General features: G+C 55.3%; 18 protein-coding genes, 4 tRNA genes and 2 rRNA genes (1 of these 24 only partly in view). All 24 read left to right on the top strand.

Features of this window, described 5'->3' with window-relative positions; genetic code table 11:
- Positions 1-1,775, top strand: a 23S ribosomal RNA gene (locus tag KVG85_RS22595); it begins 1,119 nt to the left of the window's first position.
- Between the two features lie 148 nt (positions 1,776-1,923).
- Positions 1,924-2,039: ribosomal RNA gene (rrf, locus tag KVG85_RS22600) — 5S ribosomal RNA — on the top strand.
- Between the two features lie 132 nt (positions 2,040-2,171).
- Positions 2,172-3,125 (top strand): bifunctional biotin--[acetyl-CoA-carboxylase] ligase/biotin operon repressor BirA, encoded by a 954-nt coding sequence (gene birA, locus KVG85_RS22605; protein ID WP_217865095.1) that lies wholly within the window; start codon positions 2,172-2,174, stop codon positions 3,123-3,125.
- Positions 3,115-3,867, top strand: a complete 753-nt coding sequence (locus tag KVG85_RS22610; protein WP_217865096.1) for a pantothenate kinase — start codon at positions 3,115-3,117, stop codon at positions 3,865-3,867. Before birA ends, KVG85_RS22610 begins: the two co-directional genes overlap by 11 nt.
- 7 nt (positions 3,868-3,874) lie before the next feature.
- Positions 3,875-4,306: a hypothetical protein gene (locus KVG85_RS22615; RefSeq protein ID WP_217865097.1), complete on the top strand. Its 432-nt coding sequence runs from the start codon at positions 3,875-3,877 to the stop codon at positions 4,304-4,306.
- Positions 4,307-4,448: 142 nt separating this feature from the next.
- A tRNA-Tyr gene (locus KVG85_RS22620) sits at positions 4,449-4,533 on the top strand.
- Between the two features lie 25 nt (positions 4,534-4,558).
- Positions 4,559-4,632 (top strand) — tRNA-Gly (locus tag KVG85_RS22625).
- A gap of 27 nt (positions 4,633-4,659) precedes the next feature.
- A tRNA-Thr gene (locus tag KVG85_RS22630) sits at positions 4,660-4,735 on the top strand.
- 85 nt (positions 4,736-4,820) lie between these two features.
- Entirely contained in the window at positions 4,821-6,014 is a 1,194-nt protein-coding gene (tuf, locus tag KVG85_RS22635; protein WP_024014521.1) for an elongation factor Tu, read from the top strand.
- 53 nt (positions 6,015-6,067) lie between these two features.
- Positions 6,068-6,143: transfer RNA gene (locus KVG85_RS22640), tRNA-Trp, on the top strand.
- A gap of 45 nt (positions 6,144-6,188) precedes the next feature.
- On the top strand, positions 6,189-6,557 hold the full coding sequence (secE, locus tag KVG85_RS22645) for a preprotein translocase subunit SecE (protein WP_217865098.1): 369 nt from the start codon (positions 6,189-6,191) through the stop codon (positions 6,555-6,557).
- A gap of 9 nt (positions 6,558-6,566) precedes the next feature.
- Entirely contained in the window at positions 6,567-7,100 is a 534-nt protein-coding gene (gene nusG / locus KVG85_RS22650) for a transcription termination/antitermination protein NusG (RefSeq protein WP_007957598.1), read from the top strand.
- A gap of 118 nt (positions 7,101-7,218) precedes the next feature.
- On the top strand, positions 7,219-7,650 hold the full coding sequence (rplK, locus tag KVG85_RS22655; RefSeq protein ID WP_003176435.1) for a 50S ribosomal protein L11: 432 nt from the start codon (positions 7,219-7,221) through the stop codon (positions 7,648-7,650).
- Positions 7,650-8,345 (top strand): 50S ribosomal protein L1, encoded by a 696-nt coding sequence (gene rplA, locus KVG85_RS22660; RefSeq protein ID WP_016772938.1) that lies wholly within the window; start codon positions 7,650-7,652, stop codon positions 8,343-8,345. The genes rplK and rplA overlap by 1 nt, the downstream gene beginning before the upstream one ends.
- Before the next feature lie 198 nt (positions 8,346-8,543).
- Positions 8,544-9,044, top strand: coding sequence for a 50S ribosomal protein L10 (gene rplJ / locus KVG85_RS22665; protein WP_008081912.1), 501 nt, complete (start codon positions 8,544-8,546; stop codon positions 9,042-9,044).
- A 73-nt stretch (positions 9,045-9,117) separates the two neighbouring features.
- Complete coding sequence (gene rplL / locus KVG85_RS22670; protein ID WP_007962228.1) at positions 9,118-9,483, top strand: 50S ribosomal protein L7/L12; 366 nt, start codon at positions 9,118-9,120, stop codon at positions 9,481-9,483.
- Positions 9,484-9,704: 221 nt separating this feature from the next.
- Complete coding sequence (gene rpoB / locus KVG85_RS22675; RefSeq protein WP_016772939.1) at positions 9,705-13,778, top strand: DNA-directed RNA polymerase subunit beta; 4,074 nt, start codon at positions 9,705-9,707, stop codon at positions 13,776-13,778.
- A 64-nt stretch (positions 13,779-13,842) separates the two neighbouring features.
- Positions 13,843-18,042 carry a DNA-directed RNA polymerase subunit beta' gene (gene rpoC / locus KVG85_RS22680; RefSeq protein ID WP_016772940.1) on the top strand — a complete coding sequence of 1,400 codons (4,200 nt, stop codon included), beginning with the start codon at positions 13,843-13,845 and terminating at the stop codon, positions 18,040-18,042.
- A 216-nt stretch (positions 18,043-18,258) separates the two neighbouring features.
- Positions 18,259-18,630 (top strand): 30S ribosomal protein S12, encoded by a 372-nt coding sequence (gene rpsL, locus KVG85_RS22685; RefSeq protein WP_003186084.1) that lies wholly within the window; start codon positions 18,259-18,261, stop codon positions 18,628-18,630.
- A gap of 107 nt (positions 18,631-18,737) precedes the next feature.
- Positions 18,738-19,211 carry a 30S ribosomal protein S7 gene (gene rpsG / locus KVG85_RS22690; RefSeq protein ID WP_016772941.1) on the top strand — a complete coding sequence of 158 codons (474 nt, stop codon included), beginning with the start codon at positions 18,738-18,740 and terminating at the stop codon, positions 19,209-19,211.
- A 30-nt stretch (positions 19,212-19,241) separates the two neighbouring features.
- On the top strand, positions 19,242-21,347 hold the full coding sequence (gene fusA / locus KVG85_RS22695; RefSeq protein WP_016772942.1) for an elongation factor G: 2,106 nt from the start codon (positions 19,242-19,244) through the stop codon (positions 21,345-21,347).
- A 31-nt stretch (positions 21,348-21,378) separates the two neighbouring features.
- Positions 21,379-22,572, top strand: a complete 1,194-nt coding sequence (tuf, locus tag KVG85_RS22700) for an elongation factor Tu (protein WP_024014521.1) — start codon at positions 21,379-21,381, stop codon at positions 22,570-22,572.
- A gap of 154 nt (positions 22,573-22,726) precedes the next feature.
- On the top strand, positions 22,727-23,038 hold the full coding sequence (rpsJ, locus tag KVG85_RS22705; protein ID WP_003186070.1) for a 30S ribosomal protein S10: 312 nt from the start codon (positions 22,727-22,729) through the stop codon (positions 23,036-23,038).
- Between the two features lie 80 nt (positions 23,039-23,118).
- The gene (rplC, locus tag KVG85_RS22710; RefSeq protein WP_003228738.1) at positions 23,119-23,754 is read left to right on the top strand and encodes a 50S ribosomal protein L3; all 636 of its coding nucleotides are present in this window, start codon (positions 23,119-23,121) and stop codon (positions 23,752-23,754) included.
- Position 23,755: the final 1 nt, after the last annotated feature.

Genomic DNA, 23,755 nt, shown 5'->3' on the forward strand with positions numbered 1-23,755 from the left:
ATGTAACGGGGCTCAAACCATACACCGAAGCTACGGGTATCACCTTCGGGTGATGCGGTAGAGGAGCGTTCTGTAAGCCTGTGAAGGTGAGTTGAGAAGCTTGCTGGAGGTATCAGAAGTGCGAATGCTGACATGAGTAACGACAATGGGTGTGAAAAACACCCACGCCGAAAGACCAAGGTTTCCTGCGCAACGTTAATCGACGCAGGGTTAGTCGGTCCCTAAGGCGAGGCTGAAAAGCGTAGTCGATGGAAAACAGGTTAATATTCCTGTACTTCTGGTTATTGCGATGGAGGGACGGAGAAGGCTAGGCCAGCTTGGCGTTGGTTGTCCAAGTTTAAGGTGGTAGGCTGAGATCTTAGGTAAATCCGGGATCTTAAGGCCGAGAGCTGATGACGAGTTACCCTTTGGGTGACGAAGTGGTTGATGCCATGCTTCCAAGAAAAGCTTCTAAGCTTCAGGTAACCAGGAACCGTACCCCAAACCGACACAGGTGGTTGGGTAGAGAATACCAAGGCGCTTGAGAGAACTCGGGTGAAGGAACTAGGCAAAATGGCACCGTAACTTCGGGAGAAGGTGCGCCGGTGAGGGTGAAGGACTTGCTCCGTAAGCTCATGCCGGTCGAAGATACCAGGCCGCTGCGACTGTTTATTAAAAACACAGCACTCTGCAAACACGAAAGTGGACGTATAGGGTGTGACGCCTGCCCGGTGCCGGAAGGTTAATTGATGGGGTTAGCTAACGCGAAGCTCTTGATCGAAGCCCCGGTAAACGGCGGCCGTAACTATAACGGTCCTAAGGTAGCGAAATTCCTTGTCGGGTAAGTTCCGACCTGCACGAATGGCGTAACGATGGCGGCGCTGTCTCCACCCGAGACTCAGTGAAATTGAAATCGCTGTGAAGATGCAGTGTATCCGCGGCTAGACGGAAAGACCCCGTGAACCTTTACTATAGCTTTGCACTGGACTTTGAATTTGCTTGTGTAGGATAGGTGGGAGGCTTTGAAGCGTGGACGCCAGTTCGCGTGGAGCCATCCTTGAAATACCACCCTGGCAACTTTGAGGTTCTAACTCAGGTCCGTTATCCGGATCGAGGACAGTGTATGGTGGGTAGTTTGACTGGGGCGGTCTCCTCCTAAAGAGTAACGGAGGAGTACGAAGGTGCGCTCAGACCGGTCGGAAATCGGTCGTAGAGTATAAAGGCAAAAGCGCGCTTGACTGCGAGACAGACACGTCGAGCAGGTACGAAAGTAGGTCTTAGTGATCCGGTGGTTCTGTATGGAAGGGCCATCGCTCAACGGATAAAAGGTACTCCGGGGATAACAGGCTGATACCGCCCAAGAGTTCATATCGACGGCGGTGTTTGGCACCTCGATGTCGGCTCATCACATCCTGGGGCTGAAGCCGGTCCCAAGGGTATGGCTGTTCGCCATTTAAAGTGGTACGCGAGCTGGGTTTAGAACGTCGTGAGACAGTTCGGTCCCTATCTGCCGTGGACGTTTGAGATTTGAGAGGGGCTGCTCCTAGTACGAGAGGACCGGAGTGGACGAACCTCTGGTGTTCCGGTTGTCACGCCAGTGGCATTGCCGGGTAGCTATGTTCGGGAAAGATAACCGCTGAAAGCATCTAAGCGGGAAACTTGCCTCAAGATGAGATCTCACTGGAACCTTGAGTTCCCTGAAGGGCCGTCGAAGACTACGACGTTGATAGGTTGGGTGTGTAAGCGCTGTGAGGCGTTGAGCTAACCAATACTAATTGCCCGTGAGGCTTGACCATATAACACCCAAGCAATTTGCGCTTAAAAGCCAGATTGCGGTGTGTGAAGACGAAACGAACCGAAAGTTCGAAGTTCACAAACACCTAGCTGTCACATACCCAATTTGCTGAAGCGAGGCCATCTGGTCGCGAGTCAGTACCCGAATTTCTTGACGACCATAGAGCGTTGGAACCACCTGATCCCATCCCGAACTCAGCAGTGAAACGATGCATCGCCGATGGTAGTGTGGGGTTTCCCCATGTGAGAGTAGGTCATCGTCAAGATTAAATTCCGAAACCCCAATTGCGAAAGCAGTTGGGGTTTTGTTTTGCCTGCGAGAAATGTGTCCGCTTGATTTCTATGCAACGGCCCGGGGCATGGCTATTATGCGGGCCTCATTGTGAGGCGATACCTGCATGCTGACGTTGTTGAATCTACTGAAGGATGGACGATTCCATTCCGGACAGGACCTGGGCGTTGCCCTGGGAATAAGCCGAAGTGCTGTATGGAAGCAGCTACAACAGCTTGAAGCTGAACTTGGCCTGTCGATCCATAAAGTTCGCGGTCGCGGATATCAATTGTCGACGCCTCTGACGCTCCTTGATCCTCGTGAAATAAACAGGAAGATGCCTCAATGGCCGGTGCGTGTGTTCGACTCTGTTGACTCGACAAATGCCGAAGCTCTGCGCTCCATCAGTGATGGCGTCCCCGCGCCGTTTTTGGTGCTCGCGGAGCGACAATTGGCAGGTCGTGGTCGTCGAGGTCGTAAGTGGGTAAGCCCATTTGCGGAAAATCTTTATTACAGTCTTGTACTCCGTATCGAAGGCGGAATGCGCCAGATTGAAGGGTTGAGCCTTGTCGTTGGCTTAGCTGTAATGCAGACCTTGCGAAGTGTCGGCGTGCCGACTGCCGGATTGAAATGGCCCAACGATGTTTTGGTGGGTAACAAGAAAATAGCAGGGATCCTGCTCGAGCTCGTCGGCGATCCAGCGGATGTGTGTCATGTTGTATTGGGTATAGGAATCAACGTGAATATGCAGGTTGCCGATGAGGTCGACCAGCAATGGACTTCTATAAAACTGGAGTCAGGCAAAGCCTGCGAGCGCAATGCTCTGGTGGTTGAATTGAGTAATCAACTCAAGACTTATATCCACAAACACCAGCTCAGCGGGTTCGCAAGCCTGCAGGCAGAATGGGCGGAAAATCATCTGTGGCAGGGTCGGTCCGTATCGTTGATCGCGGGTAACAGCCGTATCGATGGAGTAGTGCTCGGGATTGATAACCAAGGCGGGTTGCGCCTGATTGTAGATGGTGTTGAAAGAGCCTTTAGTGGCGGAGAGCTCAGCCTGAGGTTGCGTGATGATTCTTGAGCTTGACTGCGGTAACAGCTTTATAAAATGGCGCGTGCTGGATGCCTCCGCCAGCGAGCTCGTTTCGGAAGGGGTAGTAGATTCGAATCAGGCTTTGCTTGAGAGCCTACGGATCATGAAGCCGCTCTCACTGCGCAAGTGTCGTTTGGTAAGCGTAAGGACTAACGAGGAAACCAGCGCTTTAACCGAAATGCTTGAGCGCGAGTTCGGTATTCCTATCGTGTGTGCGAGGCCCGCTCGCGAGATGTCCGGTGTTCGAAACGGCTACGAAGACTATGAGCGTCTGGGGCTTGATCGCTGGCTGGCGATGCTTGGCGGGTTTCACCTGGCTGCCGGGAGTGCTTGTCTGGTTCTCGACTTCGGTACCGCGGTTACTGCCGATTTTGTCGGGGCTGACGGTGAGCATCTTGGTGGGTTCATTTGTCCAGGCATGCCTTTGATGCGAAACCAGCTTCGCACCCATACCCGTAAAATTCGTTATGGTGATGACGCGGCAGAGCGTGCCCTTTCCAGTCATGTCCCGGGGCGTACCACCGTGGAAGCGGTGGAGCGCGGCTGTTCTTTGATGCTGAGGGGCTTTGTTCTCACTCAATTAGAGCTGGCTCGAGCGTACTGGGGAGAGCAATTCACCGTCTTTATTACGGGAGGGGATGCCGAGTTGGTTAAAGGCGTCGCGCCTGACGCCAGGGTTGTGCCCGACCTGGTTTTTGTCGGCTTGGCCATGGCGTGTCCCTTGTCCTGAGGTTTATATGCGTTGGTTGTTCCTGCTCCTAGTGGTTCTCAATGTTTTTTACTATGTCTGGCATCAGCAGGAAGCGCCCTTGCGAGCCAAAGATGTAACGCCCCTTAGTCTGTATCGCGGTTCGCAGCAGGATATCCGTCTGCTGAGCGAAACTGCTGGTGAAGGCGGGAGAGGGCAGGTGGTGCCGCGTCAGCAGTGTCTTTTCCTTGGTGGATTTTCTGAAGAGGATTCAATCGCCAGGTTGCAACAGCGCCTGGTGGCGATGAAGGTCAATGCTCAATCCGTGCCGAAAGATGCTGCAGGAAGCGGTTACTGGCTTGCAGTTGCGCCGGATGGCCAGCGTTTGTTGGGCGATCAGCAGTTGCAAAACCTTTCCAAGGAATTCAATGAGTTAAAACATAAAATAATGCTGTGCGAAGGGGTTGCACCTGCTCAATAGTTTGCATAGAATGGCGCCCGCTCCACAGCGAACACCTTAAACGGGATTCGAAGTGAAGCGTGTCAACGCAGCTAACCTCAGGTTTTTAAATGAGAAAATGCTTGACAGGGGTTTGGCATGATATAGAATGCCGGCCTGATTAGGAGGGGTTCCCGAGCGGCCAAAGGGATCAGACTGTAAATCTGACGTCTACGACTTCGAAGGTTCGAATCCTTCTCCCTCCACCAGATTTAAGCGTGAGCTGCAAGCTCCGCGGGTATAGTTTAGTGGTAGAACCTCAGCCTTCCAAGCTGATGATGCGGGTTCGATTCCCGCTACCCGCTCCAAGTTTGCAGGTTGTGCAAAAGGGTTTTGCTCTTGTAGCTCAGTTGGTAGAGCACACCCTTGGTAAGGGTGAGGTCAGCGGTTCAAATCCGCTCAAGAGCTCCATATAACAAGGCAGATATGAAAATATCTGCCTTTGTTTTAATGGTTGATATTGTTTGTCTAATTTCTTCTGTAGAGGGTGATATCGATGGCTAAGGAAAAATTTGATCGTTCCCTGCCCCACGTCAACGTTGGGACCATTGGTCACGTTGACCACGGTAAAACCACTCTGACTGCTGCTCTGACTCGCGTCTGCTCCGAAGTTTTCGGTTCGGCCGTCGTTGAATTCGACAAGATCGACAGCGCACCAGAAGAAAAAGCTCGCGGTATCACCATCAACACCGCTCACGTTGAGTACAACTCGACTATTCGTCACTACGCTCACGTTGACTGCCCAGGTCACGCTGACTATGTGAAGAACATGATCACCGGTGCTGCCCAGATGGACGGCGCGATCCTGGTTTGCTCGGCCGCTGATGGTCCGATGCCACAAACCCGTGAGCACATCCTGCTGTCCCGTCAGGTAGGCGTTCCGTACATCGTGGTTTTCCTGAACAAGGCTGACCTGGTAGACGACGCTGAGCTGTTGGAACTGGTTGAGATGGAAGTTCGTGACCTGCTGTCGACCTACGACTTCCCAGGCGACGACACTCCGATCATCATCGGTTCGGCTCGTATGGCGCTGGAAGGCAAAGACGACAACGAAATGGGCACCACTGCCGTTCGTAAACTGGTTGAAACTCTGGATACCTACATCCCAGAACCAGTTCGTATGATCGACAAGCCATTCCTGATGCCAATCGAGGACGTGTTCTCGATCTCGGGTCGCGGTACTGTTGTGACTGGTCGTATCGAGCGCGGTATCGTTCGCGTTCAGGACGCTCTGGAAATCGTTGGTCTGCGTGACACCACCACCACCACCTGCACCGGTGTTGAGATGTTCCGCAAACTGCTCGACGAAGGTCGTGCTGGCGAGAACTGCGGCGTTCTGCTGCGTGGTACCAAGCGTGACGACGTTGAGCGTGGCCAGGTTCTGGTCAAGCCAGGTTCGGTCAAGCCGCACACCAAGTTCACCGCAGAAGTTTATGTTCTGAGCAAGGAAGAAGGCGGCCGTCACACTCCGTTCTTCAAAGGCTACCGTCCACAGTTCTACTTCCGTACTACTGACGTGACTGGTAACTGCGAGCTGCCAGAAGGCGTTGAAATGGTAATGCCAGGTGACAACATTCAGATGACTGTTACCCTGATCAAAACCATCGCGATGGAAGATGGTCTGCGTTTCGCTATCCGTGAAGGCGGTCGTACCGTCGGCGCTGGCGTCGTAGCCAAAATCATCGAATAAGCGGTTGTAATGTATTTTTCGGGCCGGCATAATGGTCGGCCTGATTTTGTTTTAGGTCAGTAGCTCAATTGGCAGAGCGACGGTCTCCAAAACCGTAGGTTGGGGGTTCGATTCCCTCCTGACCTGCCAGATTCACTCGGTGTATCTGGCTTTCTTTTCACAGGATCTTCATAGATGACTCCTAAAGCTGAAGCTCAAGGCTCTCGCTTCGATCTGCTCAAGTGGCTTGTAGTAGTCGCTTTGGTGGTTGTTGGCGTTGTTGGCAATCAGTATTACGCTGCTTCGCCGATCCTGTACCGTGTACTCGCTTTGCTTGCCATTGCTGTCGTAGCTGCCTTTGTAGGCCTGCAGACCGCGAAGGGCAAGTCTTTCTTTGTACTGGTTAAGGAAGCTCGCACCGAGATTCGTAAAGTCGTGTGGCCAACTCGCCAAGAAACCACGCAGACCACGCTGATTGTCGTGGCTGTGGTTCTGGTTATGGCGTTGCTGTTGTGGGGGCTCGATTCCCTGCTCGGCTGGCTTGTTTCCTTGATTGTCGGCTAAGGGTGTCCCGTGGCTAAGCGTTGGTATGTTGTGCATGCTTACTCGGGTTACGAGAAGCATGTGATGCGCTCGCTGATCGAGCGCGTAAAGCTGGCTGGCATGGAAGATGGCTTCGGCGAGATTCTGGTTCCCACTGAAGAAGTGGTTGAGATGCGTAACGGCCAGAAGCGCAAAAGCGAACGGAAGTTCTTCCCAGGCTATGTGCTGGTCCAGATGGATATGAACGAGGGTACTTGGCACTTGGTCAAGGATACTCCTCGGGTGATGGGTTTCATCGGCGGTACCGCTGACAAGCCAGCGCCGATTACCGATAAAGAGGCAGAAGCGATTCTGCGTCGCGTTGCTGATGGTAGCGACAAGCCGAAGCCGAAGACGTTGTTCGAGCCAGGCGAGACGGTGCGTGTCAATGACGGTCCATTCGCTGATTTCAATGGCGTTGTGGAAGAAGTTAACTACGAAAAGAGCCGGATCCAAGTGGCAGTGCTCATTTTCGGTCGCTCTACTCCGGTGGAGCTCGAGTTCAGTCAGGTCGAGAAGGTCTAGCTGGGCAAGCAATCCCAACCCCGCAGCCTTAGGCTGTGGGGTTTTGTCGTCACTGGGATAAACGCGCAAGTAACCGGGGAGCCTTTCGAGGCGTTCGAACCCGTAATTGGAGTGCCTCATGGCCAAGAAAATTACCGCTTACATCAAGCTGCAAGTGAAGGCCGCTCAGGCTAACCCAAGTCCACCGGTTGGTCCTGCTCTGGGTCAGCACGGCGTGAATATCATGGAATTCTGCAAGGCTTTCAACGCCCGTACTCAGGGTCTTGAGCCAGGTCTGCCGACTCCAGTGATCATCACTGTCTACAGCGACCGTAGCTTCACTTTCGAAACCAAATCCACCCCTGCTTCGGTTCTGCTGAAGAAGGCGGCCGGTCTGACCAGCGGTTCCGCTCGTCCGAACACCGTTAAGGTTGGCACTGTTACCCGTGCTCAGCTGGAAGAAATCGCGAAAACCAAAAACGCGGATCTGACTGCAGCTGATATGGATGCAGCCGTGCGTACTATCGCCGGTTCTGCTCGTAGCATGGGCCTTAACGTGGAGGGTGTGTAATGGCTAAGCTGACCAAGCGTCAAAAGGCTATCGCCGGCAAAATCGAAGCAGGCAAGGCCTACAACATCGTAGACGCCGCTGCTCTGCTGGCCGAGCTGTCGACTGTCAAGTTCAGCGAGTCGTTCGACGTTGCTGTAAACCTGGGTGTAGACCCGCGTAAATCCGACCAGGTTGTTCGTAGCGCTACTGTGCTGCCGCACGGCACTGGCAAGACCGTTCGCGTTGCTGTGTTCACCCAGGGTCCAGCTGCTGAGGCCGCTCTGGCTGCCGGCGCTGACCGTGTAGGTATGGACGACCTGGCTGCCGAAATGAAAGGCGGCGATCTGAACTATGACGTAGTGATCGCATCCCCGGATGCCATGCGCGTTGTAGGTCAGTTGGGTCAGATCCTCGGTCCACGTGGCCTGATGCCTAACCCGAAAGTCGGCACCGTAACTCCAGACGTAGCCAACGCGGTCAAGAACGCCAAGGCTGGTCAGGTTCGTTATCGCACCGACAAAAACGGCATCATCCACACTTCCGTTGGCAAGATGGGCTTCGACGCCGTCAAGCTGAAGGAAAACGTTGAAGCCCTGATCGCTGATCTGAAGCGTATCAAGCCAGCTTCCTCGAAAGGCATTTACGTCAAGCGCGTTACCCTGAGCACCACCATGGGCCCAGGTCTGGTTATCGACCAGAGCTCGCTCGACGCGTAAGACAAAGGTTGGCGCGGTTTGCCGCGCCAATTGAAAGATTGGGGTCCCTGCCTGGCGGGGGCTATCCAAGACCGTAGGCGGCGCAAGCCTTAAACCTCAAGCCTACGCAGATGGTGCTCCCGGTTCCTTACCGAATCAGACACCAAAACGACATTCGGTTCCGATCGAATGAAACGGTAACAAGCAGGAGTTAAACCCGTGGCAATTAATCTCGAAGACAAGAAGGCCATCGTCGCTGAAGTCAACGAGGCTGCCAAAGTCGCTCTGTCCGCTGTCGTGGTTGATGCACGTGGCGTAACAGTAGGCGCAATGACCGGACTCCGTAAAGAGGCTCGTGAAGCTGGCGTTTACGTACGTGTTGTACGTAACACCCTGCTCAAGCGCGCTGTTGCTGACACTCAATACAGTGTCCTCAACGACGTGTTCACCGGCCCGACCCTGATTGCATTCTCGAACGAACATCCGGGCGCTGCTGCCCGTATCTTCAAAGAGTTTGCCAAGGGTCAGGACAAGTTCGAGATCAAGGCAGCTGCGTTCGAGGGCAAGTTCCTCGCAGCTAATCAGATCGACGTACTGGCAACTCTGCCGACCCGTGACGAAGCAATTTCTCAGCTGATGAGCGTGATTCAAGGCGCAACCAGCAAATTGGCTCGTACTCTGGCGGCAATTCGCGACCAGAAAGAAGCTGCCGCAGCCTAAGGCTCGTCACTTCTCGCGTTTTTTGTTTATTTCGATGGTCGCGTAGGCCGTCCCCCAATTCAGGAATTGAGTCATGTCTCTGACTAACGAACAAATCATCGAAGCAATCGGCCAGAAATCCGTAGTGGAAATCGTTGAGCTGATCAAAGCGATGGAAGAAACCTTCGGTGTTACCGCTGCTGCCGCTTCGGCTGGCCCAGCTGTAGCTGCTGCTGCTGTTGAAGAGCAAACCGAGTTCAACGTTGTTCTGCTGGAAGCTGGCGAGAAGAAGGTTAACGTGATCAAGGCAGTTCGTGAACTGACCGGTCTGGGCCTGAAAGAAGCCAAAGAGAAAGTAGACGGCGCTCCTCAGGTTGTAGCTGAAGGCGTTTCGAAAGAAGCGGCTGAAGACGCCAAGAAGAAGCTGGAAGAAGCAGGCGCTAAAGTCGAGCTGAAGTAAGCATCGACTTTGCTCCTCCAGCCCGAGCGTCAAGCGACAGGCTGATGGCTGGTGGCTCTTGCCACCGGCCTTTTTCCGTTATTGGCAGCCGACTGGGTCGGTGCCGGTAAAGGCGCTGTAACCACCCGATGCGGTGGCGCAAACCATGGGGTTTGCACGATTTTCTGGCTGCTCCCGTCGGGAGGGGCCAAACAAGCAGGTGACCAAGCTGGGGAACGCTGATGGCTTACTCATATACTGAGAAAAAACGTATCCGCAAGGACTTTAGCAAGTTGCCGGACGTCATGGATGTGCCTTACCTCCTGGCCATCCAGCTGGATTCGTATCGTGAATTCTTGCAAGCGGGAGCGACTAAAGATCAGTTCCGCGACGTGGGCCTGCATGCGGCCTTCAAATCCGTTTTCCCGATCATCAGCTACTCCGGCAATGCTGCGCTGGAGTACGTCGGTTATCGCCTGGGCGAACCGGCATTTGATGTCAAAGAATGCGTATTGCGCGGTGTAACTTTCGCCGTACCTTTGCGGGTAAAAGTGCGCCTGATCATTTTCGACAAAGAATCGTCGAACAAAGCGATCAAGGACATCAAAGAGCAAGAAGTCTACATGGGTGAAATCCCCCTGATGACTGAGAACGGTACCTTCGTAATCAACGGTACCGAGCGTGTTATCGTTTCCCAGCTGCACCGTTCCCCGGGCGTGTTCTTCGACCACGACCGCGGCAAGACGCACAGCTCCGGCAAACTGCTGTACTCGGCTCGCATCATTCCTTACCGCGGTTCGTGGCTGGACTTCGAATTCGATCCGAAAGACTGCGTCTTCGTGCGTATCGACCGTCGTCGCAAACTGCCGGCTTCGGTACTGCTGCGCGCACTCGGTTACACCACCGAAGAAGTGCTGGACGCGTTCTACACCACCAATGTATTCCACCTGAGCGGCGAAACCCTCAGCCTGGAACTGGTGCCATCGCGCCTGCGTGGTGAAGTTGCGGTTCTGGACATCCAGGACGAGAAGGGCAAGGTCATCGTTGAGCAAGGCCGCCGTATTACCGCGCGCCACATCAACCAGATCGAAAAAGCCGGTATCAAGACGCTGGACGTGCCACTGGACTACGTCCTTGGCCGCACCACCGCCAAGGCTATCGTGCACCCGGCTACCGGCGAAATCCTGGCCGAATGCAACACCGAGCTGAACACTGAAGTCCTGGCTAAAATCGCCAAGGCTCAGGTCGTTCGCATCGAGACCCTGTACACCAACGACATCGACTGCGGTCCGTTTGTCTCCGACACGCTGAAGATCGACTCCACCAGCAACCAATTGGAAGCGCTGGTCGAGATCTATCGCATGATGCGTCCAGGCGAGCCGCCAACCAAAGACGCTGCCGAGACCCTGTTCAACAACCTGTTCTTCAGCCCTGAGCGCTATGACCTGTCTGCGGTCGGCCGGATGAAGTTCAACCGTCGTATCGGTCGTACCGAGATCGAAGGTTCGGGCGTGCTGTGCAAGGAAGACATCGTCGCGGTTCTGAAGACTCTGGTCGACATCCGTAACGGTAAAGGCATCGTCGATGACATCGACCACCTGGGTAACCGCCGTGTTCGCTGCGTAGGCGAAATGGCCGAGAACCAGTTCCGCGTTGGCTTGGTACGTGTTGAGCGTGCGGTCAAAGAGCGTCTGTCGATGGCTGAAAGCGAAGGCCTGATGCCGCAAGACCTGATCAACGCCAAGCCAGTGGCTGCGGCGGTGAAAGAGTTCTTCGGTTCCAGCCAGCTGTCGCAATTCATGGACCAGAACAACCCGCTGTCCGAGATCACCCACAAGCGTCGTGTCTCCGCACTCGGCCCTGGTGGTCTGACTCGTGAGCGCGCGGGCTTCGAAGTTCGTGACGTACACCCGACTCACTACGGTCGTGTCTGCCCGATTGAAACGCCGGAAGGTCCGAACATCGGTCTGATCAACTCCCTGGCTGCGTACGCTCGCACCAACCAGTACGGCTTCCTGGAGAGCCCGTACCGCGTGGTGAAAGAGGGTGTCGTCACCGACGAGATCGTGTTCCTGTCCGCTATTGAAGAAGCCGATCACGTGATCGCGCAGGCTTCGGCGACCATGAACGAGCAGAAAGTCCTGATCGACGAACTGGTTGCCGTACGTCACCTGAACGAATTCACCGTCAAGGCGCCGGAAGACGTCACCCTGATGGACGTTTCGCCGAAGCAGGTTGTATCGGTTGCAGCGTCGCTGATTCCGTTCCTCGAGCACGACGACGCCAACCGTGCGTTGATGGGTTCGAACATGCAGCGTCAGGCTGTACCGACTCTGCGCGCTGACAAGCCGCTGGTAGGTACCGGCATGGAGCGTAACGTTGCCCGTGACTCCGGCGTTTGCGTCGTGGCTCGTCGTGGTGGCGTGATCGATTCCGTCGATGCCAGCCGTATCGTGGTTCGTGTTGCCGATGACGAAGTGGAAACCGGTGAAGCCGGTGTCGACATCTACAACCTGACCAAATACACCCGCTCGAACCAGAACACCTGCATCAACCAGCGTCCGCTGGTGCGTAAAGGTGATCGCGTTCAACGTAGCGACATCATGGCCGACGGCCCGTCCACCGACATGGGTGAACTGGCACTGGGTCAGAACATGCGCATCGCGTTCATGGCATGGAACGGCTTCAACTTCGAAGACTCCATCTGCCTGTCCGAGCGTGTGGTTCAGGAAGACCGTTTCACCACGATCCACATTCAGGAACTGACCTGTGTGGCCCGTGACACCAAGCTTGGCCCAGAGGAAATCACTGCGGACATCCCGAACGTGGGTGAAGCTGCACTGAACAAGCTGGACGAAGCCGGTATCGTTTACGTAGGTGCTGAAGTAGGCGCAGGCGACATCCTGGTTGGCAAGGTCACTCCGAAAGGCGAGACCCAACTGACTCCGGAAGAAAAACTGCTGCGTGCAATCTTCGGTGAAAAAGCCAGCGACGTTAAAGACACCTCCCTGCGCGTGCCAACCGGCACCAAAGGTACTGTCATCGACGTACAGGTCTTCACCCGTGACGGCGTTGAGCGTGATGCTCGTGCACTGTCGATCGAGAAGTCCCAGCTGGACGAGATCCGCAAGGATCTGAACGAAGAGTTCCGCATCGTTGAAGGCGCGACTTTCGAGCGTCTGCGTTCCGCACTGGTAGGCCACAAGGCCGAAGGCGGTGCCGGCCTGAAGAAAGGTCAGGACATCACCGACGAAGTACTCGACGGTCTTGAGCACGGCCAGTGGTTCAAACTGCGCATGGCTGAAGATGCTCTGAACGAGCAGCTCGAGAAGGCTCAGGCCTACATCGTTGATCGTCGCCGTCTGCTGGACGACAAGTTCGAAGACAAGAAGCGCAAACTGCAGCAGGGCGATGACCTGGCTCCAGGCGTGCTGAAAATCGTCAAGGTTTACCTGGCAATCCGTCGCCGCATCCAGCCTGGCGACAAGATGGCCGGTCGTCACGGTAACAAGGGTGTGGTCTCCGTGATCATGCCGGTTGAAGACATGCCGCACGATGCCAATGGCACCCCGGTCGACGTGGTCCTCAACCCGCTGGGCGTACCTTCGCGTATGAACGTTGGTCAGATCCTCGAAACCCACCTGGGCCTCGCGGCCAAAGGTCTGGGCGAGAAGATCAACCGGATGGTCGAAGAGCAGCGTAAAGTCGCTGAACTGCGCACCTTCCTGGACGAGATCTACAACCAGATCGGCGGTCGTAACGAAGATCTGGACAGCTTCTCCGATCAGGAAATCCTCGATCTGGCGAACAACCTGCGTGGCGGCGTTCCAATGGCCACTCCAGTGTTCGACGGCGCCAAGGAAAGCGAAATCAAGGCCATGCTGAAACTGGCAGACCTGCCGGAAAGCGGCCAGATGCAGCTGACCGACGGCCGTACCGGCAACAAGTTCGAGCGTCCAGTTACCGTTGGCTACATGTACATGCTGAAGCTGAACCACTTGGTAGACGACAAGATGCACGCTCGTTCTACCGGTTCTTACAGCCTGGTTACCCAGCAGCCGCTGGGTGGTAAGGCGCAGTTCGGTGGTCAGCGTTTCGGGGAGATGGAGGTCTGGGCACTGGAAGCATACGGTGCTGCTTACACTCTGCAAGAAATGCTCACAGTGAAGTCGGACGATGTGAACGGCCGTACCAAGATGTACAAGAACATCGTGGATGGCGATCACCGTATGGAGCCGGGCATGCCCGAGTCCTTCAACGTGTTGATCAAGGAAATTCGTTCCCTCGGCATCGATATCGATCTGGAAACCGAATAACACGTGACGCGAATCGAGAGCGGGGCAGGATTGCCCGCTCTCTGCTCCGCCAGGAGGAAAGGCCTTGAAAGACCTACTGAATTTGCTGAAAAACCAGGGTCAAGTCGAAGAGTTCGACGCCATCCGTATCGGATTGGCCTCGCCGGAGATGATCCGTTCGTGGTCGTTCGGTGAAGTTAAAAAGCCGGAAACCATCAACTACCGTACGTTCAAACCTGAGCGTGACGGCCTGTTCTGCGCCAAGATCTTTGGCCCGGTAAAGGATTACGAGTGCCTGTGCGGTAAGTACAAGCGCTTGAAGCACCGTGGTGTGATCTGCGAGAAGTGCGGCGTTGAAGTTGCACTGGCCAAGGTTCGTCGTGAGCGCATGGCGCACATCGAACTGGCTTCTCCGGTTGCCCACATCTGGTTCCTGAAATCGCTGCCGTCGCGTATCGGCCTGCTGATGGACATGACCCTGCGTGATATCGAACGCGTTCTCTACTTCGAGAGCTATGTCGTTATCGATCCAGGCATGACCACCCTTGAAAAAGGTCAGCTGCTGAACGACGAGCAGTACTTCGAAGCGCTGGAAGAGTTCGGTGACGATTTCGACGCCCGCATGGGTGCCGAAGCTGTCCGTGAACTGCTGCACGCTATCGACCTGGAGCACGAGATTGGCCGTCTGCGTGAAGAGATTCCGCAAACCAACTCGGAAACCAAGATCAAGAAGCTGTCCAAGCGTCTGAAGTTGATGGAAGCCTTCCAGGGTTCCGGCAACCTGCCAGAGTGGATGGTGCTGACCGTTCTGCCGGTTCTGCCGCCAGATCTGCGTCCACTGGTCCCGCTGGATGGCGGTCGTTTCGCGACCTCCGACCTCAACGATCTGTATCGTCGAGTGATCAACCGTAACAACCGTTTGAAGCGCCTGCTGGATCTGTCCGCGCCGGACATCATCGTGCGCAACGAAAAGCGTATGTTGCAGGAAGCGGTCGATGCACTGCTCGACAACGGTCGTCGTGGCCGCGCAATCACTGGTTCCAACAAGCGTCCTCTGAAATCCCTGGCTGACATGATCAAGGGTAAGCAAGGTCGTTTCCGTCAGAACTTGCTCGGTAAGCGTGTTGACTACTCCGGTCGTTCGGTAATTACCGTAGGCCCGACCCTGCGTCTGCACCAGTGCGGTCTGCCGAAGAAGATGGCTCTCGAGCTGTTCAAGCCGTTCATTTTCGGCAAGCTGGAAATGCGTGGTCTGGCGACCACCATCAAAGCGGCCAAGAAAATGGTCGAGCGCGAGTTGCCAGAGGTTTGGGACGTTCTCGCTGAAGTGATTCGCGAACACCCGGTCCTGCTCAACCGTGCACCGACCCTGCACCGTCTGGGTATCCAGGCGTTTGAACCGGTACTGATCGAAGGTAAGGCTATCCAGCTGCACCCGCTGGTCTGCGCCGCGTACAACGCCGACTTCGACGGCGACCAAATGGCCGTGCACGTACCGCTGACACTGGAAGCCCAGCTCGAAGCGCGTGCGTTGATGATGTCGACCAACAACATTCTGTCGCCAGCCAACGGTGAGCCGATCATCGTTCCGTCGCAGGACGTTGTATTGGGTCTGTACTACATGACCCGTGAAGCGATCAACGCCAAAGGCGAAGGTCGTGTATTCGCGGATCTGCAGGAAGTCGACCGTGTGTTCCGTGCCGGCGAAGCCGCACTGCATGCCAAGGTCAAGGTTCGTATCAACGAAACCGTCAACGACCGTGACGGCAACAGCGTGAGCGGTACCCGTATCGTCGACACCACTGTCGGCCGTGCGCTGCTGTTCCAGGTTGTGCCAAAAGGTCTGTCGTTCGACGTCGTCAACCTGCCGATGAAGAAAAAGGCGATCTCCAAGCTGATCAACCAGTGCTACCGCGTGGTTGGTCTGAAAGAGACCGTGATCTTCGCTGACCAGTTGATGTACACCGGTTTCGCTTACTCGACCATCTCCGGCGTTTCCATCGGTGTTAACGACTTCGTTATCCCGGATGAAAAAGCCCGCATCATCGGTGCAGCCACCGACGAAGTGAAAGAGATCGAGAGCCAGTACGCCTCCGGCCTGGTAACCCAGGGCGAGAAGTACAACAAAGTGATCGACCTCTGGTCGAAAGCGAACGACGAAGTTTCCAAGGCGATGATGGCCAACCTCTCGAAAGAGAAAGTCATCGACCGTCACGGCGACGAAGTCGACCAAGAGTCTTTCAACTCGATGTACATGATGGCCGACTCGGGTGCGCGGGGTTCCGCAGCACAGATTCGTCAGCTGGCCGGTATGCGTGGTCTGATGGCCAAGCCGGACGGTTCCATCATTGAAACGCCGATTACTGCGAACTTCCGTGAAGGTCTGAGCGTACTTCAGTACTTCATCTCGACGCACGGTGCTCGTAAAGGTCTGGCGGATACCGCGTTGAAAACCGCTAACTCCGGTTACCTGACTCGTCGTCTGGTAGACGTGGCGCAGGATCTGGTGGTTACCGAGATCGATTGCGGCACCGAACACGGTCTGCTGATGACTCCGCACATTGAAGGCGGTGACGTTGTAGAACCGTTGGGTGAGCGCGTATTGGGTCGTGTCATTGCCCGTGACGTATTCAAGCCGGGTACCGAGGACGTTATCGTTCCTGCCGGCACTCTGGTTGACGAGAAGTGGGTTGAGTTCATCGAGCTGAACAGCATCGACGAAGTGATCGTGCGTTCGCCGATCAGCTGCGAAACCCGCTACGGCATCTGCGCCAAGTGCTACGGCCGTGATCTGGCTCGTGGTCACCAGGTGAACATCGGTGAAGCGGTCGGCGTTATCGCTGCCCAGTCCATCGGTGAGCCGGGTACTCAGCTGACCATGCGTACGTTCCACATCGGTGGTGCGGCAAGCCGTACTTCCGCAGCCGACAGCGTTCAGGTGAAGAATGGCGGTACCGTCCGTCTGCACAACCTGAAGCACGTTGAGCGAGTGGATGGCCATCTGGTTGCTGTGTCCCGTTCCGGTGAGCTGGCAATCGCGGACGACTTCGGTCGTGAGCGCGAGCGTTACAAGCTGCCGTACGGTGCTGTGATTTCGGTTAAAGAAGGTGACAAGGTCGACGCTGGCGCAATCGTGGCCAAGTGGGATCCGCACACTCACCCGATCGTTACCGAAATGAAAGGTACCGTGACCTACGTGGGCATGGAAGAAGGCATCACGATCAAGCGTCAGACTGACGAATTGACCGGTATGACCAACATTGAAGTACTTGACGCGAAAGATCGTCCAGCTGCCGGTAAGGAAATCCGTCCAGCAGTGAAGATGGTCGACGACAACGGCAAGGATCTGTTGCTGCCAGGCACTGACGTTATCGCTCAGTACTTCCTGCCAGCCAACGCCCTGGTCGGTGTGGCTGACGGTGCGAAGATTGCGATCGGTGACGTTATCGCTCGTATCCCGCAGGAAACTTCGAAGACCCGTGACATCACCGGTGGTCTGCCGCGTGTTGCCGACCTGTTCGAAGCCCGTCGTCCGAAAGAAGCGTCGATTCTGGCTGAAGTCAGCGGCACCATCGCGTTCGGTAAAGAGACCAAGGGCAAGCGCCGTCTGGTCATTACCCCGAACGACGGTAGCGATCCGTACGAAGAGCTGATTCCGAAGTGGCGTCACCTGAACGTCTTCGAAGGCGAACAGGTAAACCGCGGCGAAGTTATCTCCGACGGTCCAAGCGATCCGCACGACATCCTGCGTCTGCTGGGTGTAAGCGCGCTGGCCAAGTACATCGTCAACGAGATCCAGGACGTTTATCGTCTGCAAGGCGTGAAGATCAACGACAAGCACATCGAGACCATCCTGCGTCAGATGCTGCGTAAAGTTGAGATCTCCGAGTCCGGCGATTCCAGCTTCATCAAGGGCGACCAGATGGAACTGACTCACGTTCTGGTAGAGAACGAGCGTCTGAGCGCGGAAGACAAGTTTGTCTCCAAGTTCACTCGCGTTCTGCTGGGTATCACCAAGGCGTCGTTGTCCACCGAATCGTTCATCTCGGCGGCTTCCTTCCAGGAAACCACCCGCGTACTGACCGAAGCGGCAGTCACCGGCAAGCGCGATTACCTGCGCGGCCTGAAAGAAAACGTAGTCGTGGGTCGTCTGATCCCGGCCGGTACCGGTCTTGCCTATCACAGCGAGCGCAAGCGTCGCCGTGATGCCGACAAGCCGTTGCGCGTAAGCGCCAGTGAAGTGGAAGCTGCACTGACCGAAGCGCTGAACTCGAGCGGTAACTGAGTTCTGCGATAAACGAGAGTGAGGCCCTGATCGCTCCGTTCGTCGAATCGAGACATTAAGTCAAGGTTCGATGGGCGGGGAGGTCGGGGCCTTGCCTTGACTGGAATCAAGATCCTCTTTAGACTCTTGATCCCCTAAATTTGGCGGGAATTCGTTCCTGCCATTTTGCTTTTCTTGCAAGACAATAGCGTCGCAAGACAACAGTGGAGCTAGTAGATGGCAACTATCAACCAGCTGGTACGTCAGCCGCGTAAGCGTATCGTCGAGAAATCCGACGTACCTGCGCTGCAGAACTGCCCGCAACGTCGTGGCGTGTGCACCCGTGTGTACACCACCACGCCGAAAAAACCTAACTCGGCACTGCGTAAAGTATGCCGTGTGCGTCTGACCAACGGTTTCGAGGTTTCCTCGTACATCGGCGGTGAAGGCCACAACCTGCAAGAGCACAGCGTGGTACTGATCCGCGGCGGTCGTGTAAAAGACTTGCCAGGTGTTCGTTACCACACCGTTCGCGGCTCCTTGGATACTTCCGGCGTTAAAGGCCGTAACCAGGGTCGTTCGAAGTACGGTACCAAGCGTCCGAAGTAATCGGCCGTTTTGCAGATTTTTATTTTATTGAGTCGATAAGAGTAAGGTCGGGCACGCATCCTCTGGATCTGTCCCGAGCTAACCTGAAGACCGCTTGAGGGCTTATCATGCCAAGACGTCGCGTAGCAGCAAAGCGTGAGATTCTGGACGATCCGAAATACGGAAGCCAGATCCTCGCCAAATTCATGAACCACGTTATGGAAAGCGGCAAGAAAGCCGTTGCCGAGCGTATCGTTTATGGTGCCCTGGAAACCGTTGCGGCCCGTAAGGCTGGCACCGATCCCCTGGAACTCTTCGAAAAAGCACTCGACGCCATCGCTCCGCTGGTCGAAGTGAAGTCGCGCCGCGTTGGTGGTGCTACTTACCAGGTTCCGGTCGAGGTTCGTCCTTCCCGTCGTAACGCTCTGGCAATGCGCTGGTTGGTAGACTTCGCCCGTAAGCGCGGCGAGAAGTCTATGGCTCTGCGTTTGGCTGGCGAACTGCTGGATGCTGCTGAAGGTAAAGGTGCTGCTGTTAAGAAGCGTGAAGACGTGCACCGTATGGCCGAAGCTAACAAAGCTTTCTCGCACTACCGCTTCTAATTTTAGCTTCACTAATTTTGCGAGGGCTTTATGGCTCGTACTACTCCGATTAGCCGCTACCGTAACATCGGTATCGTCGCTCACGTGGATGCTGGTAAAACCACCACCACCGAGCGCGTACTGTTTTACACCGGCAAAAGTCACAAAATGGGCGAGGTGCATGATGGCGCCGCGACCACAGACTGGATGGTTCAGGAGCAGGAGCGTGGTATTACCATTACTTCTGCTGCCATTACCGCCTTCTGGAAAGGTTCCGAGAAGCAGTACTCTCACGAGCACCGTTTCAACGTAATCGATACCCCGGGCCACGTTGACTTCACCATTGAAGTTGAGCGTTCCCTGCGCGTACTCGACGGCGCTGTCGTTGTGTTCTGCGGTACTTCGGGTGTTGAGCCGCAGTCGGAAACCGTATGGCGTCAAGCCAACAAATACGGCGTTCCACGTCTTGTTTACGTAAACAAGATGGACCGTGCCGGCGCCAACTTCCTGCGCGTGATCGGTCAAATCAAGCAGCGTCTGGGTCACACTCCGGTGCCGATCCAGTTGGCCATCGGTTCCGAAGACAACTTCCAGGGTCAGATCGATCTGATCAACATGCAAGCTGTCTACTGGAACGACTCCGACAAAGGTATGGTCCCTGTTCGCAAGGACATTCCTGCCGAGCTGCAAGAGCTGGCTGAAGAGTGGCGCAACAACATGGTTGAAGCTGCTGCCGAAGCCAACGAAGAGCTGATGAACAAGTACCTGGAAGGCGAAGAGCTGTCGATCGAAGAGATCAAGGCTGCTTTGCGTCAGCGTACTATCGCCGGCGAAATCGTTCTGGCTGTTTGCGGTTCTTCGTTCAAGAACAAGGGCGTTCCCCTGGTTCTCGACGCCGTTATCGACTACCTGCCTGCTCCGACCGACATTCCTGCTATCAAGGGTTCCAACCCTGATAACGAGGAAGAAGAGATGGAGCGTCATGCAGACGACAACGAGCCTTTCGCGGCTCTGGCGTTCAAGATCGCTACCGACCCATTCGTGGGTACCCTGACCTTCGTCCGCGTTTACTCGGGCGTGTTGAACTCCGGCGACGGCGTGATCAACTCGGTCAAGGGCAAGAAAGAGCGCGTGGGTCGTATGGTGCAAATGCACGCAAACGCCCGTGAAGAGATCAAGGAAGTGCGCGCTGGTGACATCGCGGCCCTGATCGGCATGAAGGACGTCACCACTGGTGAAACCCTCTGCAACGCTGACAAGCCGATCATCCTGGTTCGCATGGACTTCCCGGAGCCGGTTATTTCGGTTGCCGTAGAGCCTAAGACCAAGGATGACCAGGAAAAAATGGGTATCGCTCTGGGCAAACTCGCTCAGGAAGACCCGTCTTTCCGCGTTAAAACTGATGAAGAGACTGGTCAGACGATCATCTCGGGCATGGGCGAGCTGCACCTGGACATCCTGGTTGACCGGATGCGCCGTGAGTTCAACGTCGAAGCCAACATCGGCAAGCCTCAGGTTTCGTATCGTGAGCGCATCACGAAGAACTGTGAAATCGAAGGCAAGTTCGTTCGTCAGTCCGGTGGTCGCGGTCAGTTCGGTCACTGCTGGATCCGTTTTGCTCCTGCTGACGAAGGTCAGGAAGGTCTGCAATTCGTGAACGAAGTTGTAGGTGGTGTGGTTCCTAAGGAATACATCCCGGCTATCCAGAAGGGTATCGAAGAGCAGATGAAGAACGGCGTTGTTGCCGGCTATCCGCTGATCGGCCTGAAGGCTACCGTGTTCGATGGTTCTTACCACGACGTCGACTCCAACGAGATGGCGTTTAAGGTGGCTGCCTCCATGGCGACCAAGCAACTGGCCCAGAAGGGTGGTGGTGAGTTGCTCGAGCCGATCATGGCGGTAGAGGTTGTTACGCCTGAAGACTATATGGGTGATGTGATGGGCGACCTTAACCGTCGTCGCGGCATGATCCAGGGTATGGAAGACACAGTGTCCGGCAAGGTTATCCGTGCCGAGGTTCCACTGGGTGAGATGTTCGGTTATGCGACCGACGTTCGTTCCATGTCCCAGGGTCGCGCAAGCTACTCTATGGAATTCAAAAAATACGATACGGCTCCGTCGCACATCGTCGAATCCGTAACCAAAAAACAAGGCTGATTCAGCCCCTTTAGGCTAGGAGTTAATTGTCGTGGCTAAAGAAAAATTTGATCGTTCCCTACCGCACGTCAACGTTGGCACCATTGGTCACGTTGACCACGGTAAAACCACTCTGACTGCTGCTCTGACTCGCGTCTGCTCCGAAGTTTTCGGTTCGGCCGTCGTTGAATTCGACAAGATCGACAGCGCACCAGAAGAAAAAGCTCGCGGTATCACCATCAACACCGCTCACGTTGAGTACAACTCGACTATTCGTCACTACGCTCACGTTGACTGCCCAGGTCACGCTGACTATGTGAAGAACATGATCACCGGTGCTGCCCAGATGGACGGCGCGATCCTGGTTTGCTCGGCCGCTGATGGTCCGATGCCACAAACCCGTGAGCACATCCTGCTGTCCCGTCAGGTAGGCGTTCCGTACATCGTGGTTTTCCTGAACAAGGCTGACCTGGTAGACGACGCTGAGCTGCTGGAACTGGTTGAGATGGAAGTTCGTGACCTGCTGTCGACCTACGACTTCCCAGGCGACGACACTCCGATCATCATCGGTTCGGCTCGTATGGCGCTGGAAGGCAAAGACGACAACGAAATGGGCACCACTGCCGTTCGTAAACTGGTTGAAACTCTGGATACCTACATCCCAGAACCAGTTCGTATGATCGACAAGCCATTCCTGATGCCAATCGAAGACGTGTTCTCGATCTCGGGTCGCGGTACTGTTGTGACTGGTCGTATCGAGCGCGGTATCGTTCGCGTTCAGGACGCTCTGGAAATCGTTGGTCTGCGTGACACCACCACCACCACCTGCACCGGTGTTGAGATGTTCCGCAAGCTGCTCGACGAAGGTCGTGCTGGCGAGAACTGCGGCGTTCTGCTGCGTGGTACCAAGCGTGACGACGTTGAGCGTGGCCAGGTTCTGGTCAAGCCAGGTTCGGTCAAGCCGCACACCAAGTTCACCGCAGAAGTTTACGTTCTGAGCAAGGAAGAAGGCGGTCGTCACACTCCGTTCTTCAAAGGCTACCGTCCACAGTTCTACTTCCGTACTACTGACGTGACTGGTAACTGCGAGCTGCCAGAAGGCGTTGAAATGGTAATGCCAGGTGACAACATTCAGATGACTGTTACCCTGATCAAAACCATCGCGATGGAAGACGGTCTGCGTTTCGCTATCCGTGAAGGCGGTCGTACCGTCGGCGCTGGCGTCGTAGCCAAAATCATCGAGTAAGACTTTTAAAGTCAGCTTGATGGATTGAAAAAGCCCCCGCTCAGCGGGGGCTTTTTTATTGGGTTGACACCTATCAGGGGCGTCTATAGAATTGCGCCTCCTTTTAACGGGCGTATTGCGCCCGGTGGGAATAGCAGCCGGAGTCTGAAATCCAATGCAAAATCAGCAAATCCGTATCAGGTTGAAGGCTTTTGACCATCGCCTGATCGACCAATCAACCCAGGAAATCGTGGAAACCGCGAAACGTACTGGTGCTCAAGTGCGTGGTCCAATTCCACTGCCTACCCGTAAAGAGCGGTTCACCGTTCTGGTTTCCCCGCACGTCAACAAAGACGCGCGTGACCAGTACGAGATCCGCACTCATAAGCGTGTTCTGGACATCGTCCAGCCAACGGATAAAACCGTTGATGCGCTGATGAAGCTTGATCTTGCGGCCGGTGTGGAAGTGCAGATCAGCCTCGGCTAAGACTCGGTCTTGGTCGTGTAACGCTCTGAAATGGGCGGCCATAGCGGGTGAAAGCCCCGTACACTCATGAGGTTTACAACATGACTATTGGTGTAGTCGGTCGTAAATGCGGTATGACCCGTATTTTCACCGAAGAAGGTGTCTCCATTCCGGTCACGGTCATTGAGATCGAGCCGAATCGCGTCACCCAGTTCAAAACTGAAGAGACCGATGGCTATCGTGCAGTGCAAGTCACTGTCGGCGAGCGTCGCGCTTCGCGTGTAACAGCAGCTCAGGCTGGCCACTTCGCTAAAGCGAACGTTGCCGCTGGTCGCACCACCATGGAATTCCGCCTTGAAGAAGGCGAGTACCAGGCTGGCGATCTGATCAACGCTGAAATCTTCGCCGCTGGTCAACTGGTTGATGTAACCGGTCAGTCCAAGGGTAAAGGCTTCCAGGGTACGATCAAGCGTTGGAATTTCCGCGGGCAAGATAACACCCACGGTAACTCCGTATCCCACCGCGTCCCAGGCTCTATCGGCCAGTGCCAGACTCCTGGTCGTGTATTCAAGGGCAAAAAAATGTCCGGTCATATGGGCGCTGAGCGCGTGACCGTGCAGTCCCTGGAAGTAGTGCGCGTGGACGCTGAACGCAATCTGTTGTTGGTCAAGGGTGCTGTTCCTGGCGCTACTGGCGGCAACCTGGTTGTACGTCCAGCAGCCAAGGCTCGCGGTTAAG

It is taken from the genome of Pseudomonas triticicola (genome assembly GCF_019145375.1).
Taxonomy (GTDB): Bacteria; Pseudomonadota; Gammaproteobacteria; order Pseudomonadales; family Pseudomonadaceae; genus Aquipseudomonas; species Aquipseudomonas triticicola.

Coding starts and splice junctions, on each gene's coding strand:
- birA (WP_217865095.1), top strand. CDS start 2,172: ATGCTGACGTTGTTGAATCTACTGAAGGATGGACGATTCCATTCCGGA.
- KVG85_RS22610 (WP_217865096.1), top strand. CDS start 3,115: ATGATTCTTGAGCTTGACTGCGGTAACAGCTTTATAAAATGGCGCGTG.
- KVG85_RS22615 (WP_217865097.1), top strand. CDS start 3,875: ATGCGTTGGTTGTTCCTGCTCCTAGTGGTTCTCAATGTTTTTTACTAT.
- tuf (WP_024014521.1), top strand. CDS start 4,821: ATGGCTAAGGAAAAATTTGATCGTTCCCTGCCCCACGTCAACGTTGGG.
- secE (WP_217865098.1), top strand. CDS start 6,189: ATGACTCCTAAAGCTGAAGCTCAAGGCTCTCGCTTCGATCTGCTCAAG.
- rplK (WP_003176435.1), top strand. CDS start 7,219: ATGGCCAAGAAAATTACCGCTTACATCAAGCTGCAAGTGAAGGCCGCT.
- rplA (WP_016772938.1), top strand. CDS start 7,650: ATGGCTAAGCTGACCAAGCGTCAAAAGGCTATCGCCGGCAAAATCGAA.
- rplL (WP_007962228.1), top strand. CDS start 9,118: ATGTCTCTGACTAACGAACAAATCATCGAAGCAATCGGCCAGAAATCC.
- rpoB (WP_016772939.1), top strand. CDS start 9,705: ATGGCTTACTCATATACTGAGAAAAAACGTATCCGCAAGGACTTTAGC.
- rpsL (WP_003186084.1), top strand. CDS start 18,259: ATGGCAACTATCAACCAGCTGGTACGTCAGCCGCGTAAGCGTATCGTC.
- rpsG (WP_016772941.1), top strand. CDS start 18,738: ATGCCAAGACGTCGCGTAGCAGCAAAGCGTGAGATTCTGGACGATCCG.
- fusA (WP_016772942.1), top strand. CDS start 19,242: ATGGCTCGTACTACTCCGATTAGCCGCTACCGTAACATCGGTATCGTC.
- rpsJ (WP_003186070.1), top strand. CDS start 22,727: ATGCAAAATCAGCAAATCCGTATCAGGTTGAAGGCTTTTGACCATCGC.
- rplC (WP_003228738.1), top strand. CDS start 23,119: ATGACTATTGGTGTAGTCGGTCGTAAATGCGGTATGACCCGTATTTTC.